Source organism: Sporosarcina sp. 179-K 3D1 HS, assembly GCF_047228905.1.
Lineage (GTDB): Bacteria > Bacillota > Bacilli > Bacillales_A > Planococcaceae > Sporosarcina.
Genome location: NZ_JBFEGI010000012.1, coordinates 58,720 through 74,427, shown reverse-complemented (window position 1 = coordinate 74,427; position 15,708 = coordinate 58,720). Strand labels below are relative to the sequence as shown.

Annotated in this window: 18 protein-coding genes and 1 riboswitch; of the genes, 10 read left to right on the top strand and 8 right to left on the bottom strand. The window is 46.1% G+C overall.

Annotated elements, in window-relative coordinates:
* Positions 1-33 precede the first annotated feature (33 nt).
* The 3 genes from AB1K83_RS14705 (at position 34) to AB1K83_RS14695 (ending at position 3,017) form a co-directional block, all read left to right on the top strand.
* Positions 34-1,110: an ABC transporter substrate-binding protein gene (locus AB1K83_RS14705; protein ID WP_413059018.1), complete on the top strand. Its 1,077-nt coding sequence runs from the start codon at positions 34-36 to the stop codon at positions 1,108-1,110.
* A 123-nt stretch (positions 1,111-1,233) separates the two neighbouring features.
* The gene (locus AB1K83_RS14700) at positions 1,234-1,542 is read left to right on the top strand and encodes a DUF3870 domain-containing protein (RefSeq protein WP_413058966.1); all 309 of its coding nucleotides are present in this window, start codon (positions 1,234-1,236) and stop codon (positions 1,540-1,542) included.
* A gap of 272 nt (positions 1,543-1,814) precedes the next feature.
* Positions 1,815-3,017: an acyl-CoA dehydrogenase family protein gene (locus AB1K83_RS14695; RefSeq protein ID WP_413058965.1), complete on the top strand. Its 1,203-nt coding sequence runs from the start codon at positions 1,815-1,817 to the stop codon at positions 3,015-3,017.
* A 321-nt stretch (positions 3,018-3,338) separates the two neighbouring features.
* Here the strand turns inward: AB1K83_RS14695 and AB1K83_RS14690 are convergent, their stop codons facing one another.
* The 5 genes from AB1K83_RS14690 to AB1K83_RS14670 all read right to left on the bottom strand — a co-directional run bounded on the left by AB1K83_RS14690 (position 3,339) and on the right by AB1K83_RS14670 (position 8,080).
* On the bottom strand, positions 3,339-4,265 hold the full coding sequence (locus tag AB1K83_RS14690) for an IS3 family transposase (protein WP_413059017.1): 927 nt from the start codon (positions 4,263-4,265) through the stop codon (positions 3,339-3,341).
* Positions 4,166-4,735: a helix-turn-helix domain-containing protein gene (locus AB1K83_RS14685; protein ID WP_413058964.1), complete on the bottom strand. Its 570-nt coding sequence runs from the start codon at positions 4,733-4,735 to the stop codon at positions 4,166-4,168. The genes AB1K83_RS14690 and AB1K83_RS14685 overlap by 100 nt, the downstream gene beginning before the upstream one ends.
* Positions 4,736-4,766: 31 nt before the next feature.
* Complete coding sequence (locus AB1K83_RS14680; protein WP_413058963.1) at positions 4,767-5,744, bottom strand: multidrug resistance efflux transporter family protein; 978 nt, start codon at positions 5,742-5,744, stop codon at positions 4,767-4,769.
* 10 nt (positions 5,745-5,754) lie between these two features.
* Positions 5,755-6,981, bottom strand: coding sequence for a peptidase T (gene pepT, locus AB1K83_RS14675; RefSeq protein ID WP_413058962.1), 1,227 nt, complete (start codon positions 6,979-6,981; stop codon positions 5,755-5,757).
* Between the two features lie 211 nt (positions 6,982-7,192).
* Positions 7,193-8,080: a LysR substrate-binding domain-containing protein gene (locus AB1K83_RS14670; protein ID WP_413058961.1), complete on the bottom strand. Its 888-nt coding sequence runs from the start codon at positions 8,078-8,080 to the stop codon at positions 7,193-7,195.
* A gap of 105 nt (positions 8,081-8,185) precedes the next feature.
* On the opposite strand from AB1K83_RS14670, the gene AB1K83_RS14665 reads away from it, so the two are divergent.
* A complete protein-coding gene (locus tag AB1K83_RS14665) occupies positions 8,186-9,175 on the top strand; it encodes a YeiH family protein (protein ID WP_413058960.1) in 990 nt (329 codons plus the stop codon).
* A gap of 70 nt (positions 9,176-9,245) precedes the next feature.
* On the opposite strand, the gene AB1K83_RS14660 is transcribed toward AB1K83_RS14665, so the two are convergent.
* Positions 9,246-9,470, bottom strand: a complete 225-nt coding sequence (locus AB1K83_RS14660) for a DUF2187 family protein (protein WP_413058959.1) — start codon at positions 9,468-9,470, stop codon at positions 9,246-9,248.
* Positions 9,471-9,826: 356 nt separating this feature from the next.
* On the opposite strand from AB1K83_RS14660, the gene AB1K83_RS14655 reads away from it, so the two are divergent.
* The 6 genes from AB1K83_RS14655 (at position 9,827) to AB1K83_RS14630 (ending at position 13,479) form a co-directional block, all read left to right on the top strand.
* Positions 9,827-10,090: a metal-sensitive transcriptional regulator gene (locus tag AB1K83_RS14655; protein ID WP_413058958.1), complete on the top strand. Its 264-nt coding sequence runs from the start codon at positions 9,827-9,829 to the stop codon at positions 10,088-10,090.
* A gap of 65 nt (positions 10,091-10,155) precedes the next feature.
* Complete coding sequence (locus tag AB1K83_RS14650) at positions 10,156-10,635, top strand: DsrE/DsrF/DrsH-like family protein (RefSeq protein ID WP_413058957.1); 480 nt, start codon at positions 10,156-10,158, stop codon at positions 10,633-10,635.
* A gap of 59 nt (positions 10,636-10,694) precedes the next feature.
* On the top strand, positions 10,695-11,264 hold the full coding sequence (locus AB1K83_RS14645) for a sulfurtransferase TusA family protein (protein WP_413058956.1): 570 nt from the start codon (positions 10,695-10,697) through the stop codon (positions 11,262-11,264).
* Positions 11,265-11,290: 26 nt separating this feature from the next.
* Positions 11,291-12,418 (top strand): MBL fold metallo-hydrolase, encoded by a 1,128-nt coding sequence (locus AB1K83_RS14640; protein ID WP_413058955.1) that lies wholly within the window; start codon positions 11,291-11,293, stop codon positions 12,416-12,418.
* Positions 12,419-12,441: 23 nt separating this feature from the next.
* Positions 12,442-12,669, top strand: coding sequence for a sulfurtransferase TusA family protein (locus AB1K83_RS14635; protein WP_413058954.1), 228 nt, complete (start codon positions 12,442-12,444; stop codon positions 12,667-12,669).
* Positions 12,670-12,705: 36 nt separating this feature from the next.
* Positions 12,706-13,479 (top strand): sulfite exporter TauE/SafE family protein, encoded by a 774-nt coding sequence (locus AB1K83_RS14630; protein WP_413058953.1) that lies wholly within the window; start codon positions 12,706-12,708, stop codon positions 13,477-13,479.
* Positions 13,480-13,572: 93 nt separating this feature from the next.
* Here AB1K83_RS14630 and AB1K83_RS14625 read toward each other — a convergent pair whose 3' ends face one another.
* Positions 13,573-14,748 (bottom strand): MFS transporter, encoded by a 1,176-nt coding sequence (locus AB1K83_RS14625; protein ID WP_413058952.1) that lies wholly within the window; start codon positions 14,746-14,748, stop codon positions 13,573-13,575.
* Positions 14,749-14,810: 62 nt separating this feature from the next.
* A riboswitch (purine riboswitch) is annotated at positions 14,811-14,910 on the bottom strand.
* Between the two features lie 89 nt (positions 14,911-14,999).
* Positions 15,000-15,632: a glycerol-3-phosphate acyltransferase gene (locus AB1K83_RS14620; protein ID WP_413058951.1), complete on the bottom strand. Its 633-nt coding sequence runs from the start codon at positions 15,630-15,632 to the stop codon at positions 15,000-15,002.
* Positions 15,633-15,708: the final 76 nt, after the last annotated feature.

Sequence of the window (15,708 nt, the reverse complement as noted above, 5' to 3'; positions counted from 1 at the left end):
GTGACAAAGTGGTTGAAACATGGATGGTTGACAATGGTTGTCGGGTTGATTCTGATCCTAGGGGCCTGTACGCAGAAGGAGCCTCAACCGAAACCAGCAACACCTGACCCTGCACCGCCGCAGGAAACGCCGGCTAAGGATCCAGCATCGGGTGAACTGACACCGTTGGAAGAGCGAGTGAAAATCCTGATTGCAGAAGACGGGGCAGCATCGGGTGCGGGATTCTATATCGCGAAGGAAAAAGGCTATTTTGAGGAAATGAATATCGAAGTGGATTTTGCTGATTTCGCGAATAGTGATGATATGTTGCCAGCCCTTGCTGCAGGAGAAGTGGATATCGCAGGCGGCGTGTCGACCGCATCTTTCTTCAACGCCATCGCCCAAGGAATCGACGTACGCATCATAGCGGATAAAGGACATAATATGCCGGGGAAATCCTATTTCACTTTCGTCATTGGGAATCATATGGTTGATGAGATCAAGGATTATCCAGACTTCAAAGGGAAGAAGATCGGGGTATCCTCCCGTAACTCCATTGATGGATATATTTACGAAGAGATGTTGAAACATGCCGGCCTGACAGAAGAAGACGTCGAATATGTCCATATCGCGGACTTTGGGGCAATGTTGGGCGCGATTGAATCCGGAACGATCGATGCAGCCCTCAATATTGAGCCGCTCATCGCACAAGGAGTCGCGAAAGGGTTCCACCATCGATTCAAGGATGCAACAGATTATGCACCTGAATCGCAAATCGCGATGGTTCTCGCTTCACCGAAGTTCATGGACAATGATTCCGTGTCGTTGCGCTTCATGGCTGCCTATTTGAAGGGTGTCCGGGATTATAACGATGCGTTCTTCAAAGGCATCGGCAAGGAAGAAGTCGTCGAGATCATGGTGAAGCATACAGCCTTGAAAGATCCGGCTTTATGGGATCAAGTGAATGTCACAGGACTCGATGCCAATGGCAGGATGTTCGTGGATGACATCAAAAAGCAATACGAAACCTATAAGGCAAACGGGGCAATCCGAGGAGAGATTGATTTTGACAAAGCGGTCGACACGTCTTTAGCTGAAGAGGCCGTTGAAATACTAGGGGTGTATGAATGAAATAAGCCATGATCCAGCCAGAATATCGGTTGGATCATGGCATTTCTTTATTTAGAGCATAATTACAGTATTTTCAGATATCGGGATGTTATAATTTTAGAGATAGAGAAAGGGATGATGGAAATGAATACAGTTTTTATAGCTGGACATGCGAGACTTCCCTCTGGGATGGCGGCTCAAAATATGTATGAAACACTCACGATTACAGCAGAAATTGATAAGAAATACGGCGTGATTGTGACGGCAAGCTGCACATTGGCAACGCACCATGGAAGGGATTTTTTTCAACAAATATTGAGAGGGCATAGCTTGCAGGATGGTATTGAAAAGCCGATTAAGGATATAAAAAGTCATTACTTGGGCAAGGCGACCAATGCCTTAGTTTCGGCCTTGAAAGATTTACATAAACAATACGAGAATCATAAACATTAAAAACGAAATGTTTGAATAAATCAGATTTATGTATTTACAAATGAACTTGGTTGTACTAACATGAGTAATAACTAATCATGCAGAAACGCAGCCACGTTCATTACGCATGATCACTAAGAGAAATTTAAAAAGCCAAATTCTGCCTAGTCTGCAAAAGCCCTTAGCCGGGGTTTGAAACGTAGACATGAAGCCAGTTCATTTTGACTCCAGCATGCCTGTAGTCTATTTGAATTGGCTTTTTACATTTCCGAAAAACGAAAGGGAGAATGGATATGGATTTCACATTTACAGAAGAGCAGAAGATGTTGCGTAACACGGTACGGGGATTTGTAGATAAGGAGATCATGCCGCATATCAGCGAATGGGATCGCGCAGGCCAATCCGATCCGGCGATTTTCAAAAAGCTCGCTGAACTTGGCTTAATGGGGGTTTGTATTCCCGAAGAGTATGGCGGGAGCGGAATGGACTATAATTCATTAGCCATCGTTTGTGAGGAATTGGAACGGGGGGATACCGCTTTCCGGACGGCTGTTTCCGTTCATACGGGATTGAATAGCATGACGTTATTGCAATGGGGGACGGAGGAGCAAAAAAGGAACTATTTGATTCCTCAATCAAAGGGAGAGAAAATCGGGGCTTTCGGTCTGACGGAACCCGGGGCCGGTTCGGATGTGGCGGCTATGGAAACGACCGCGAAACGAGAGGGAGATTATTATATACTCAATGGTCAGAAAACATGGATTTCCCTCTGTGACATTGCAGACAATTTTATTGTTTTTGCGTACACGGGCGATCGTTCGGAAAAGCATAAAGGGATTTCGGCGTTTATCGTAGAACGTAGTTGGGAGGGGTTCTCATCAAAAGCGATTAAAGGGAAGCTGGGAATCCGTGCCGGAAATACCGGAGAACTCTTTTTTGAAGATGTGAAAGTGCCGAAAGAGAATTTGCTTGGTAAAGAAGGGGAAGGATTCAAGATTGCCATGGCTGCCTTGGACAACGGCCGTTTCACTGTTGCAGCGGGAGCTGTCGGCCAAATTATGGCCTGCCTGGAAGCGAGCGTGAATTACTGTCATGAGCGCGAAACGTTCGGTAAAGAGATTGGCAAGCATCAGCTAGTACAGCAGATGATTGCGAAGATGGAAGCCGGTTATCAGATGAGTAGATTGCTTGTATACCGCGCGGGCGAATTAAAGAATGCGGGCAAGCGTAACACTCGAGAAACCTCACTCGCCAAATGGCAAGCTTGCGATTTTGCCAATCAAGCAGCGGATGATGCAGTACAAATACACGGGGCATATGGTTATTCAGATGAATATCCGGTGGAGCGTTTCTTGCGGAATTCAAAAGCGCCGGTAATCTATGAAGGGACACGTGAAATTCATACGATTATGCAGGCTGAATACGTATTAGGGTACCGGGAAGATAAGCCATTGAATCATATGCTCCCTGCCTGGAAAGTCGGGCAAACCATCTAGAGTGTATCAGGGGGGAGGTTACCTGGTTGAGCGACGGAAGGCCCCTGTCAAAGGGGTCTTTTCTTTTTTTATATGGTGGAATGCCATGACAGTTTGACCGGGCCATGACAGTTTCCTCCGGAGCCATGACAGTTTCCACCTGAGCGATGACAGTTCCCGGGATTGTCCTTACAGTTTGGGAGATTGCCATGACAGTTTGGCTGGCCATGACAGTTTCCTCTGGAACCATGACAGTTCCCGGGAAAACTAACGGTTAATTCAAAAAGAAACAACCGGCGCGCATCTAAACGTGATGTGACCCCTAAAAGTTAGAGTTTTAGATTACGCAGCTAGTTGGCTGGTGTGAAGACGGTATTGAACCGGACTCATGCCAGCCAATTTCTGTTTGATCCGTTTGTTGTTGTAGTATTGAATATAAGCCTCAATAGCCCTTTTCAATTCCTCATATGTCCGCAGCGGTTCACCATAATACATCTCCTGCTTCAGTAATCCAAAGAAATTTTCCATGGGGGCGTTGTCCAGACAATTCCCCTTCCGTGACATGCTCTGGAAAACTTTGTGTTCTTTTAAGGTCGCAACCCATTTTCCATGCTGGTAGTGCCAGCCCTGATCCGAGTGGGTCGTAGTCCGGTATTTTGTATTCTTTACGATTTCAAGGGATTCCTCTAAGGGTTTCATCACAAAGTCAAGCGTTGGACGCATACTGATGCCATACGAAAGAATTTCCCCATTATACATATCCATCATTGGACTAAGATAGAGTTTTAGGCCATCTGAACACTTGAATTCTGTAATATCCGTGGTCAGTTTCTGACATGGGATCGTAGTATTGAACCGGCGGTTAATCCGGTTTTTCACCACTGTACCGATGGTTCCCTTATACGAACTATAACGACGTGATTTCCGGGTGAACTTATTTCCTTTCAATCCTAGCTTTCGCATAATGCGCTGCACTTTTTTGTGATTCACTACGAGTCCACGATTCTTCAATTCTAGTTGAATTCTGCGATACCCATAATTTTCGTTGTGTTCATCAAATATGGATTGAATCGTTTCCTCCAATCCTCGGTTAGGATTTTCCCGTTTTATTTGTTTTACATGATAGTGGTAGGACGACTCAGGAATGCCGACAATCTGAAGTATATCCTTCAGTGGGAATTCTTCTTTGAGCTCGAATGATAGCGCCGCTTGTGCTTTTCTAGATAGCCGTCCGGATCCATCTGAAAAGCTCGCAACTTTTTTAGGTATTCTACCTCCAAGCGGAGAAGTTCATTTTCCCGTTCTAATTTCTGTTCACGCGTCATTTCATCCTGTTGTATTGGCTTCTGATTCTTCTTGACGTTTTTCGCTTTATCAGACATGGATGGCCGTCCTTTCGGGTTGTCCAGGGCTTCCGCACCACCTTTAAGGAATTTCTTCTTCCAATCCCTTATCAGCGAAGGATTCGTCAATCCGAAGTGAAGTGCCGTCTCTGCCAGCGAAGCGCCTGTCCTTTTCATAAAGCTTAATACATCCAGCTTGAATTGAACAGAATAAACCGCGTCCCTTTTCTTACGAATTAATCCCTCCATACCGAACTTCTTATATGCGTTTACCCAATCAATGACCTGTCTCTTCGACTTTACACCATGTTTTTCCGCCAGCCTCTTATATCCAATTGTTCCTCCGAGATATTCACGCACCACCATCGCTTTAAAATCATCTGCATATTTAACCATAATAAAACACCCCGAAAGTTAGATTTTGACTCTAACTTTCGGGGTGCACATCAACGACGGGTTGTTTCTTTTTCGCAACGGAGGTGTGGTAACTATGTAATCCCATGCCGATGATGATAACGAAAATGCCGACCAACGATACAGGGCCGGGCAGGGGGAGACTGAGGAGAAGCATTTCCCCGATCATGGCGAAGATGAGCTCTGTGGATTGTGTCGCTTCCACAGCCGCCAATTTCCCTTGGTCATTCCGTACGAGATCGGTTGCCATGAAGAACAGCGATGTCGCAATGACACCCGAGCTTACCGCGACAATAAGGGATTGACTCACTTGTCCCCAAGATGGCGGACCTACTGTCAATAAGGCGTAAATGGCAAATCCTATCCAGACCGGCAGCGTCATGAGCGTCATGGAGAGCACCCGTTGGAACATGTCGAGCCGTCCGCCGAGCAGGTCCATCATTTTCCGGTTTCCTAGCGGGTAGGCGAAGGCGGCTATCAATAAAGGCAAGGTCCCGAGCCATAGCGCCTGTGCCTCCACAGTTTGCGCATTCGGAATCTGAATGATTACGACACCGATAAAGATGATGGACGAAATGCCGAGCGACACTATCGGGATGCGTTGCCGGATTTTTCGTTCTCCCTGACTGGTTCGTACTACAATCGTAAATAGCGGCGCTAGAAGGACTCCGGCCACAATTGTCAATTGCCAAGTTCCAGCGAGCAGCCATCCTGGACTATAGGCAGCGGAAAAGGTGAGTGGCGCATAGAAGAGAACGAATGCCACGAAGCTCCATAAGAAAAATGGAGCGGGTTTTGCAAACATCTCCTTTTTGACATCGCCTAACCCTTTCCGATACGCTACGATCGCAAGCAAGAAAGGAACCATGAAGAAGTAGCGGAGCGAAGAGCTCCAGAGCCAGCTACCGCCTGACAATTCCATCGATCGGTTCAAGACAAAGGTGACCGCGAAGAAGAGGGAAGACAAAATTCCAATCCAGATGGCTTTCATTTGCTCTCCCTTAGGAACGTGCTTCGAAAAGCTTTACGGCTTCAATGATGACCTGGGTCGCCTTCACCATATTATCAGCAGAGATATATTCGTATTTCCCGTGATAGTTTTCGCCGCCCGTAAAAATATTCGGCGTCGGCATGCCCATATAAGAAAGCTGGGAGCCATCCGTCCCGCCGCGGATTGGAATGATATTCGGCTCAATATCCAGTTTCTTGAACGCCTCCGCAATGATGTCGACGATTTCCATGACCGGCTCAATCTTCTCGCGCATATTAAAGTATTGATCTGTCAATTCGAGGGATACGGCCTGCTCTCCATAGCGCCCTTGTAGTTCTTTCACCGTATCTACAAAGAGTTGTTTCCTTGCTTCGAATTGCTCGCGGTCAAAATAGCGGATGATATAGTGAAGTGTCGTTTCCTCGACCGTTCCCTCCACTTCCATGAGATGAATAAACCCTTCATACCCTTCCGTCGCCTGGGGGATTTCATCCGCAGGCATCGCCGCTTGGAATTCATGGGCAATCAACAGTGAATTGACCATCTTGCCTTTGGCGGATCCTGGATGGATATTCGTCCCATGGAAGGTGACTTTCGCTCCGGCTGCATTGAAACTCTCATACTGCAATTCTCCGAGCGGTCCGCCATCCATCGTATACGCGAACTCCGCACCAAAAGCTTCCACATCAAATCTATGCGGTCCCCGTCCGATTTCTTCGTCAGGCGTAAACGCCACCCGTATTTTTCCGTGCTTAATCTCCGGATGTTGAATCAAGTATTCCATCGCCGTAATAATTTCCGCAATCCCTGCTTTATTATCCGCACCCAAAAGGGTAGTTCCGTCTGTGGTAATCAATGTATGCCCGATATATTGGGAAAGCTCGGGAAAATCAGAGACCTTCATGATTGTGTTTTCATTCAAATGGATATCTGTCCCATCGTATTGGTCTATCCGTTGAGGATTCACATTTTTTCCCGTGTAATCGGTGGCGGTATCCACATGTGCGAGAAATCCAGCGACGGGCACTTCCTTCTCCGTATTGGCAGGAAGGGTGGCAAATAGATAACCGTTCTCGTCCAAGGTGATGTCCTGCATGCCGATGGCTACCAATTCTTTCTCCAGTTCGTGCAGCAAATCCCATTGCCCCGGTGTAGAAGGGGTCGTCTGGCTATCCGCATCCGATTGTGTATCCATTTCGGCATATCGAATCAGCCGCTCAATCAGCTGTTCTTTCATAGCTGCATTCCTCCTTTGTTGAAATTATTATGATTCCTCTATGTTATCAGATTCTTTCTCTTCACGGAATATATGACGACTTGGCTACCATTACCCGCGGCAACGGATAGCTGTGCCGCGTACAACAACAATTTCCGGCTCATTTGAACTCCTTCTCAATTCATTTGAGCTTCGGAAAATAGCAGGAAAATCCTGCAAAGAATTCATCGGTTCAGTCGCCATACATCGCTTTCAGTTCTTTAACAAACACCTCGACATGTCGTTTTTCAACCATTAATGGAGAATGTAAAGTGGAGAACACTCTTTTTTGCGGGGCGACATCTACTTTGAGTGGGACGAGTTCGCCTCGTTCCAGTGCCCTTTTTGCGGTATAGACCGAAATGGCGGCAATTCCGAGACCGCTCAGGACTGCCTGTTTGACCCCTTCATTGGAACTGAAAATGGTGCACGATGGATTGACTTGTCCAATGGAGCGAAGTAGAAAGTCTGTAAATTGCCGTGTACCGGACCCTTTTTCACGCATCACCCAATGGGCTGTTTGTAGATCTGCCAGATCGACGTGCTCCCGTTTGGCCAGTGGATGCGTGTTCACCGCTACAAGAATCAGCTCATCATACATGAACGGCTTGATGATCAATTCTCTAGCGGGCACACTTCCTTCGATGCAGCCGATATCGCATCGCAATTCACGGACAGCCGACTCCACATCCTCCGTATTTTCAATGGTCACTTCGACTTGCAGATGGGGAAATTTCTGGTGTAACTTTGTCAATACTTCGGGCAATAAGTATTCTCCAATTGTATAGCTGGCAGCGATCCGGAGTTGACCGCTCACTTCATAATGCTTCCACCAGATTTCCTCTTTTGTTTTCTCCGCCAGTTTTAACAGTTGAATAGCGCGCTCATATAGTAATTCGCCCTCTGGTGTAACATGGAAGGTTTTATTGGAGCGAACGAGCAAGGTGACGTTCAATTCGCGTTCCAGATTTTTAATATGCAGACTGACAGTCGGCTGTGCCAAATTCAACTCCTTTCCCGCTTTCGTGAAGTTTTGATGTTCTACAACGGTAATAAAGGTTTTTAATTCTTCTAACAGCAAATTGAGGGCCCTCCTTTTATCAGGATAGCTGATTGATTCTATCACTAATACTCATTTTACTGATGATTGAATTCATTTTATCATGGAAGGGAAGGAGAGGTTACTATGAATAGAGGTTATTGGACAGGTATCGGCCTGACGCTGATCATTGCGGTAATCGCAAAATTGGCCACTTCGCTTCCTTTTTTATCATTGATCGGCCCGTTAGTCTTTGCAATTTTAATCGGAATTGTATGGAATACTTTTTTTCCGGTCCGGACAGTTTGGGAGCCGGGGATTCATTTTTCATCAAAAATCTTATTGCGAGCGGGGATCATTTTGCTTGGAATGCGGTTGAATCTAAGTGATATCGCAGCGGCAGGATGGCCCGCCTTTTTATTGGCGACGAGCAGTGTCATCATCGGAATCGGGGCGGTGTATGGCATGGCGAAATTGCTTAAAGTCGATAACACGATCGGTTTCTTGACAGCTTGCGGAACAGGAATTTGTGGAGCCGCAGCCATTGTGGCTGTTTCGTCCCAAATGAAGGCAAAAGCGGAACAGACAGCGGTGAGTGTGGCGATTATCTCGCTTCTCGGAATGCTCTTCACCTTCCTTTATTCGGTCTTTTATCAAGTGTTAGGGCTATCCAGTGAAGCTTATGGAATGTTTGCAGGCGGCACGCTCCATGAAATCGCCAATGTTGTGGCGGCAGGGGACGTGGGAGGCGCCGCGGCGCTCGATTTGGCATTAGTCGTCAAATTGACGCGTGTCATTTTGCTAGTTGTCGTGGCGGCTTGCGTCGGCATCTGGATGACAAAAAAGCATCGGCAAGAGGGAGAGACTTTTAATATCAAAAAGCTGCCGATTCCTTGGTTCATTTTCGGTTTCCTGGCCATGAGTGCATTCTATTCAACGGGAATCGTACCGGAGCAAATCGCTTCGATGCTTGTGTCATTGTCCTATGTATTAATGGCGATGGCTATGGCAGGCCTCGGTTTGAATGTCAAATTGGAAGCCTTCAAGCGGGCGGGCATGAAGCCGCTCATCGCCGGATTGGGCGGAACGATCATTTTGGTAGCAATCGAGTATGGATTCATCCGGTTTTTGTTTTAATATGAGCATACCCATAGTTAGGGAACTAAAAAAGAGCCTGTCCGACTTAGCGGACGGGCTCTTCAATTCTTCATGAAACGACAGAATAGTTCTTATGGGAAACAACGGTCAAATTGGAGGCGGCACCGATCAGTTCAGCATCGTTCGTCGAAATTTCGACTATAACGGAGTTCTCCAAAATTTTGAAAATCTTGCCAAAAACCTTATGATCATTACGGACGAATGAAATCTTTTCATCGATTTCGCGTGCAGCTACAAAATCGCAAACTTCCTTTTCCTTGCGTGGAAAGGCCATTCATATACCCCCTAATGTCTAATCTCATCTTTAGCAAAAAAGGCCGGGGCAAACCCTAAACCATGAAAGATGGCAACAACATAGTCCATTTGTGGAAGTTGTCAACTATTATTATACCATAGTTTGAGTAATCCGAAAAATAATGCAGAAAACTCCGATAGGTTATTCCGTATTATTTGTAGAATTAGCAGGGGGGCAGAAGACAAACTGTGCAACTGTCATGGCCTTTCCCCGGAACTGCATGCCCCGGTCGAATTTTCATCGAAAAACTATTCCCAGCCTCAAACGTTGTAGTTGACATTATACCTAGAGGGGTATACTATAAAGGCATGAACCTGAAGAAAGGAGCTGATAACATGGAATATAGCGATCAGGTGAAGAATCGGTTGAAACGGATCGAGGGCCAAATCAAAGGCATCTTGCGGATGATGGAAGAAAACAAAGATTGTAAAGATGTTATTACACAATTATCAGCTTCCCGTTCGGCAATTGATCGTACGATTGGCGTGATCGTCAGTTCAAATTTAATTTCCTGCATTCAAAATATGGATGAGGCTGACGCGAGGACCCAAGAGGACATTGTAAAGGAAGCAGTAGATCTTTTAGTAAAGAGTCGCTGAAGACTCTTTCTTTTTTACAAAACTATATACCCATAGGGGTAATTGAGATAGAGGAGAGGATCAGGTTGGAAGAAACGAAAAAGACGACCATCATATTGTTTAGCGGGGATTATGACAAGGCGATGGCTGCCTATATCATTGCAAATGGAGCGGCTGCTTATGATCATGAAGTGACAATTTTCCATACGTTCTGGGGATTGAATGCCCTGCGGAAAGAGGAGCCCATGCCTGTAACAAAAGGTTTCTTGGAAAAGATGTTTGGAAAAATGATGCCGCGCGGGGCAGATAAGATGGGGATTTCCAAAATGAATTTTGCGGGCATGGGTCCGAAGATGATCAAACATGTCATAAAAAAGCATAATGCCATGACGCTACCGCAGTTGATCGAGCTGGCGCAAGAACAAGATATTAAACTGGTGGCGTGTACGATGACGATGGATCTTCTTGGTTTGGATCAACAAGAATTGATGGACGGCATTGAATACGCGGGGGTTGCCGCCTATCTTGCCAACGCGCAGGACGGAAACATCAACCTATTTATTTAAACAAAAATTTTTTTAATTTACAACATACCCATACGGGCATACCTAAAGGAGAAGATGAAATGATTCAATCAAATGCAGTCCTCGATGCAAAAGGGTTGGCATGTCCGATGCCGATCGTGAAGACGAGAAAAGCGGTCAAAGGCATGGAACCTGGGGAAGTGATCGAGGTTCAGGCGACGGATAAAGGGTCGATAGCGGATTTAAAAGCTTGGGCGGAGAGCTCAGGACATCATTATTTAGGCACCATCGAAGAAGATGGCCATTTGAAGCACTATATTCGCAAATCGAGTGAGGAAGAAAAGATGGAGCAGCGTCATCCGCATACCGTGTCAAATGAAGAACTCCAAGCCATTTTGAAAAATAACAATCGCCCTGTCATCCTGGATGTCCGTGAATCAGTCGAGTACGCGTTCAGCCATATTCCGGGGGCCCTATCAATTCCATTGGGCGACCTTGAGACCGCTTCATTAAAGCTGCCGAAGGAAGAGACGCTCTATGTCGTCTGCCGGACAGGAAACCGCAGCGACTTGGCTGCGCAAAAATTGACAGAAGCCGGCTTCACAGATGTGAAAAACGTTCTTCCCGGCATGACTGCATGGAGCGGTCCGATCGAAAAATCCATTCAATAATCCAATACAACAGGGGGTATATAAATATGTCAATTAAACCTATGACGACAAGTGAGATGGCGAGAAAAATTATAAATAAAGAGCCGGTTTTCATTCTCGATGTCCGGAATGCAGCCGCATTCGCAGATTGGAAAATCGAAGGGGAGGGAATCCGGCATCTCAATATCCCATACTTTGATCTCCTGGATGGCGTGGAAGGGATCATGGATCAGCTTTCGCCCGATTTGGACATCGTAGTCGTCTGTGCCAAAGAGGGTTCTTCCATCATGGTAGCGGAGATGATTGCGGAACAAGGACGGACAGCATTCTATTTGGAAGGTGGTATGAAGGCTTGGAGCGAACATCTGCAACCGGTCAAAGTCGGTGATTTGACGGATGGCGGTGAATTGTATCAATTTGTCCGAATCGGTAAAGGTTGTCTTTCCTATATGATCGTCTCCAACGGGGAAGCAGCAATCGTCGATGCAACACGGATGACTGATGTGTTTACAAGCTTTGCGGAGAAATTGAAATCGAAGATCACTCATGTACTTGATACGCATTTGCATGCCGACCATATTTCGGGAGGACGTAAAATTGCAGAGCAAGTAGGCGGTACGTATTGGCTTCCTCCAAAGGATGCGGGCGAAGTGACATTTGCCTATGAACCGCTCGAAGAAGGCCGTGATATTCTGATCGGTAAAACGACGATCTCCATCCAACCTCTTTATTCGCCAGGACATACAATTGGCTCCACTTCGTTCGTGGTAGATGACAAGTATTTGTTGTCAGGCGATATTCTGTTCATCGATTCCATCGGGCGTCCAGATCTTGCGGGATTGGCGGAAGACTGGGTCGGTGATCTGCGGGAGTCCCTCTATAAACGGTATAGGGAGTTGTCCGAAGAACTCATCGTCCTTCCTGCCCATTTCATGATTATCGAGGAATTGAATGATGACGGAAGTGTCGCAGAGAGATTGGGCACATTATTTGAAAAGAATCATGGATTGAATATCGAAAATGAAACAGAGTTTAGGAAGCTAGTGACGGAGAACTTGCCTCCTCAGCCGAATGCATATCAGGAAATCCGGAAGACGAATATGGGCAAAATCACGCCTGACGAGGAGACGCAACGTGAAATGGAAATCGGCCCGAATCGCTGTGCCGTACGATAAAAAACGAAGAGGAGAGAACACAAATGAATTCAACAACATTTCTAGATGCAAAAGGGCTAGCTTGCCCAATGCCGGTGGTCCGTGCCAGAAAGGCGATGAAGGAAATGGCGGAAGGTGACATCTTGGAAATCCATACGACGGATAAAGGGTCGGTGGCGGATTTGACTGCCTGGTCTAAATCGGGCGGTCACCAATTGCTGGAGCAATCCGAAGAGGGCGGCATCTTTAAGTTTTGGATCCAAAAAGGCTGATCAACTTTTTGTACCATATGAAAGGAGGAGTTTGAAGTGGATTTCGCTTTAATCACCACCATCTTTCTCATCGGGTTTATCGGTTCCTTCATTTCCGGAATGGTAGGAATCGGCGGATCGATCATCAAGTACCCGATGCTGCTTTATATTCCACCCTTGCTCGGAATGGTGGCTTTCACAGCCCATGAAGTGTCGGGGATCAGCGCAATCCAAGTATTCTTTGCAACGATTTCCGGTGTCTGGGCGTATCGGAAAAGCGGGTTGATCAATAAAACACTCCTCCTTTACATGGGAAGCAGCGTTCTGATCGGGAGTTTTATCGGCGGATTCGGCTCGAACTTGTTGTCGGAGAACATGGTCAATCTGGTCTATGGTATGTTGGCGACCATTGCGGCCGTCATGATGTTCGTTCCGAAAAAAGGGTTGGATGATATTCCTGCGGATGAAGTGACGTTTAATAAATGGCTTGCGACATCACTATCGTTCCTTGTCGGAATCGGGGCAGGGATTGTTGGGGCGGCCGGAGCATTCATCCTCGTGCCGATCATGTTGGTCGTATTGAAAATCCCGACACGCATGACGATTGCCACCTCGCTAGCAATCACGTTCATCTCCTCCATCGGTTCGACGATCGGGAAAGTGGTGACCGATCAAGTATTGTATGGCCCTGCCGCTGTCATGATTGTTGCCAGTGTCTTAGCTGCGCCACTCGGAGCGAAAGCCGGCCAGAAAATGAATACGAAAGTATTGCAAGGGATTTTAGCGGTTCTCATCTTGGGAACGGCTATCAAGATATGGATGGATTTTTAATGAACGAGGGCTGACAGAGAATTAGTGAAAACTAAATTTCTATGCCAGCCCTTATCTATTTTCCTAAATATGGATTGATTGGTAGTTGTCCAATCAATGGATGGAGGAGCTTTCGTTTGCTTTCTTTGAAGAAGGCAAAGCTAACGAAAAAATAGCGAATACGAGTGAGACTACCACGACACCAGCACCTACGCTGGCTGTATGAACAACTGAACCTGTGTGCTCCAATACCGCTCCACCGATACCCGAGCCTAGGGCAATCCCAATCTGAAGGGCAGAGTTATTTAAGCTCTGGTGTATATCGGAAGAATCGGGATCGGTACTGATAAGATAATTCTGCATAGGAGGCGCCAAAGACCAACTCAATGCGCCCCACACCATCATCACACCAAAAAATACAGCATGGGAAAACGTAGAGTAGGGAAGCGCAACAAGTATGAAAGCAAAAGAACTAATAACAATCAATATACTTTTCGGCGATCCGATTTGATCAGCCAGTGCTCCTCCTAGTGCGCCGCCGCTTACCGCTGCGACTCCAAAAAGAAGATAGCTAATGCTGATCCAATACGGATTGAAATGCAAAGTGGTTTCTAAAAAAGGTGTAAAATAAGCATATACAGTATAGTGGCCGGCTAACATGAACATCATCGCTAAATGTGCTCCCATGATTTTTAAATTACCAAGGGATTTTACCTGCGCGGATATCGGTAAGATTTTACCCGGGAGGACTTTCTCCAAAAGTGTATAAACCAATACAGCGGAACCGATCGACAGAACAGCTATCCCTAGAAAAACGGTACGCCAGCCAAACGCATCGGTCACGACAATTCCTATCGGCACTCCCAACACGAGCGAGGAGCTGATCCCCATATAGATAATGCCCAGAGATTTGGCCCGATGCACCGGCTCTACAATCCTAGATGTAATGGTCAGTGAAAGTATGATAACTAAAGATGCACTCATGGCTGTAATGATCCTAGCAACCATGATGAGTGAAAAAGTAGGACTGAAATAAGTCATTAGATTTCCGAAGAAAAATACTGTCAACGCTATAAGATACAACTTCTTCCGCTCTATTTTTACAGTTAACGATAAAAGGACAGGACCGGAAATGGCATACACAAGAGCGAAAACGGTAATAAGTTGGCCAGCGGTATGAAGGGACACCTGTAAATCCTCCGCGATGACAGGTAAGATCCCACCTACAATCAATTCCACCAACCCTACAGTTATAGCGGATGCTGCCAGTATGAAAACTTTAAAATTCATGAGAAACAGCTCCTATATTATGTAAGATGCTCTGTAGTTAAATTTTTAGGCATAAAAAAACCCCGACTACAATTTATTTATGTAGTCAGGATTTAACGGTTCCTGGTAGAGACCCTCAAACCATATTATTGAGGTTATACATGTTAACAGAGTTCTAATAAATTTTCTGTTTTCAAACCTAACATACTAATTTCGTTATTTCAAGCCCTAATAAGACAATCGCTCCTGAAAACACGAGGTAGAATCGGTTTCTATGTTGTTTTTTTCTTTTTAAATACGGCTGAAACCCGGTTTTCCGTTCCATTTCGCAGCCGTTTGAAATTTTCGATATGCTTCCAAATGGCCAAGACGAATAGCAACATGGCCAAGCCGACTGTCCAAGCGCCACCAAGCCAATAAGCGGTAAAAAGAAGTACTACGTATAACGTCAATACTCCGAAGACAATGAAATCCGTTATGAAAGTGACGACGATGAACAGAAGCAGACCAATAAGTCCCATTTTCCAATCAAGGGCGAGGAGAATCCCGATAAGTGTGGCGGTCCCTTTCCCACCATTGAATCCCATATGGAACGGAAAGACATGGCCAAGGACCGCTGCCACACCAGCAAGGAACAACAAGGCGGAGCCGGCGCCCGCGGATAAATCGGCAATCCCGATGGCCCATCCCGCTAACAACACGGCCACAACGCCCTTTCCAATATCGATCAAAGCGACAAGTGCGCCGAATTTTTTGCCTAGTACAATAGTGGCGTTGGAGGCGCCTGCATTTTTAACGCCAGTCTCTTTTAAATTAACTCCGGATAGTTTCTGAGCCACGACCGATCCATGCAAGCACCCGATCGCATACCCCCATAACAAGATGCCGAATAGCCAAATTCCCATAAACATTCCCCCATCATCCGAATAACTAAAGTATACCATCTCTAAGCAATTGCAAGTTTCAGAAATTTGAAATAAA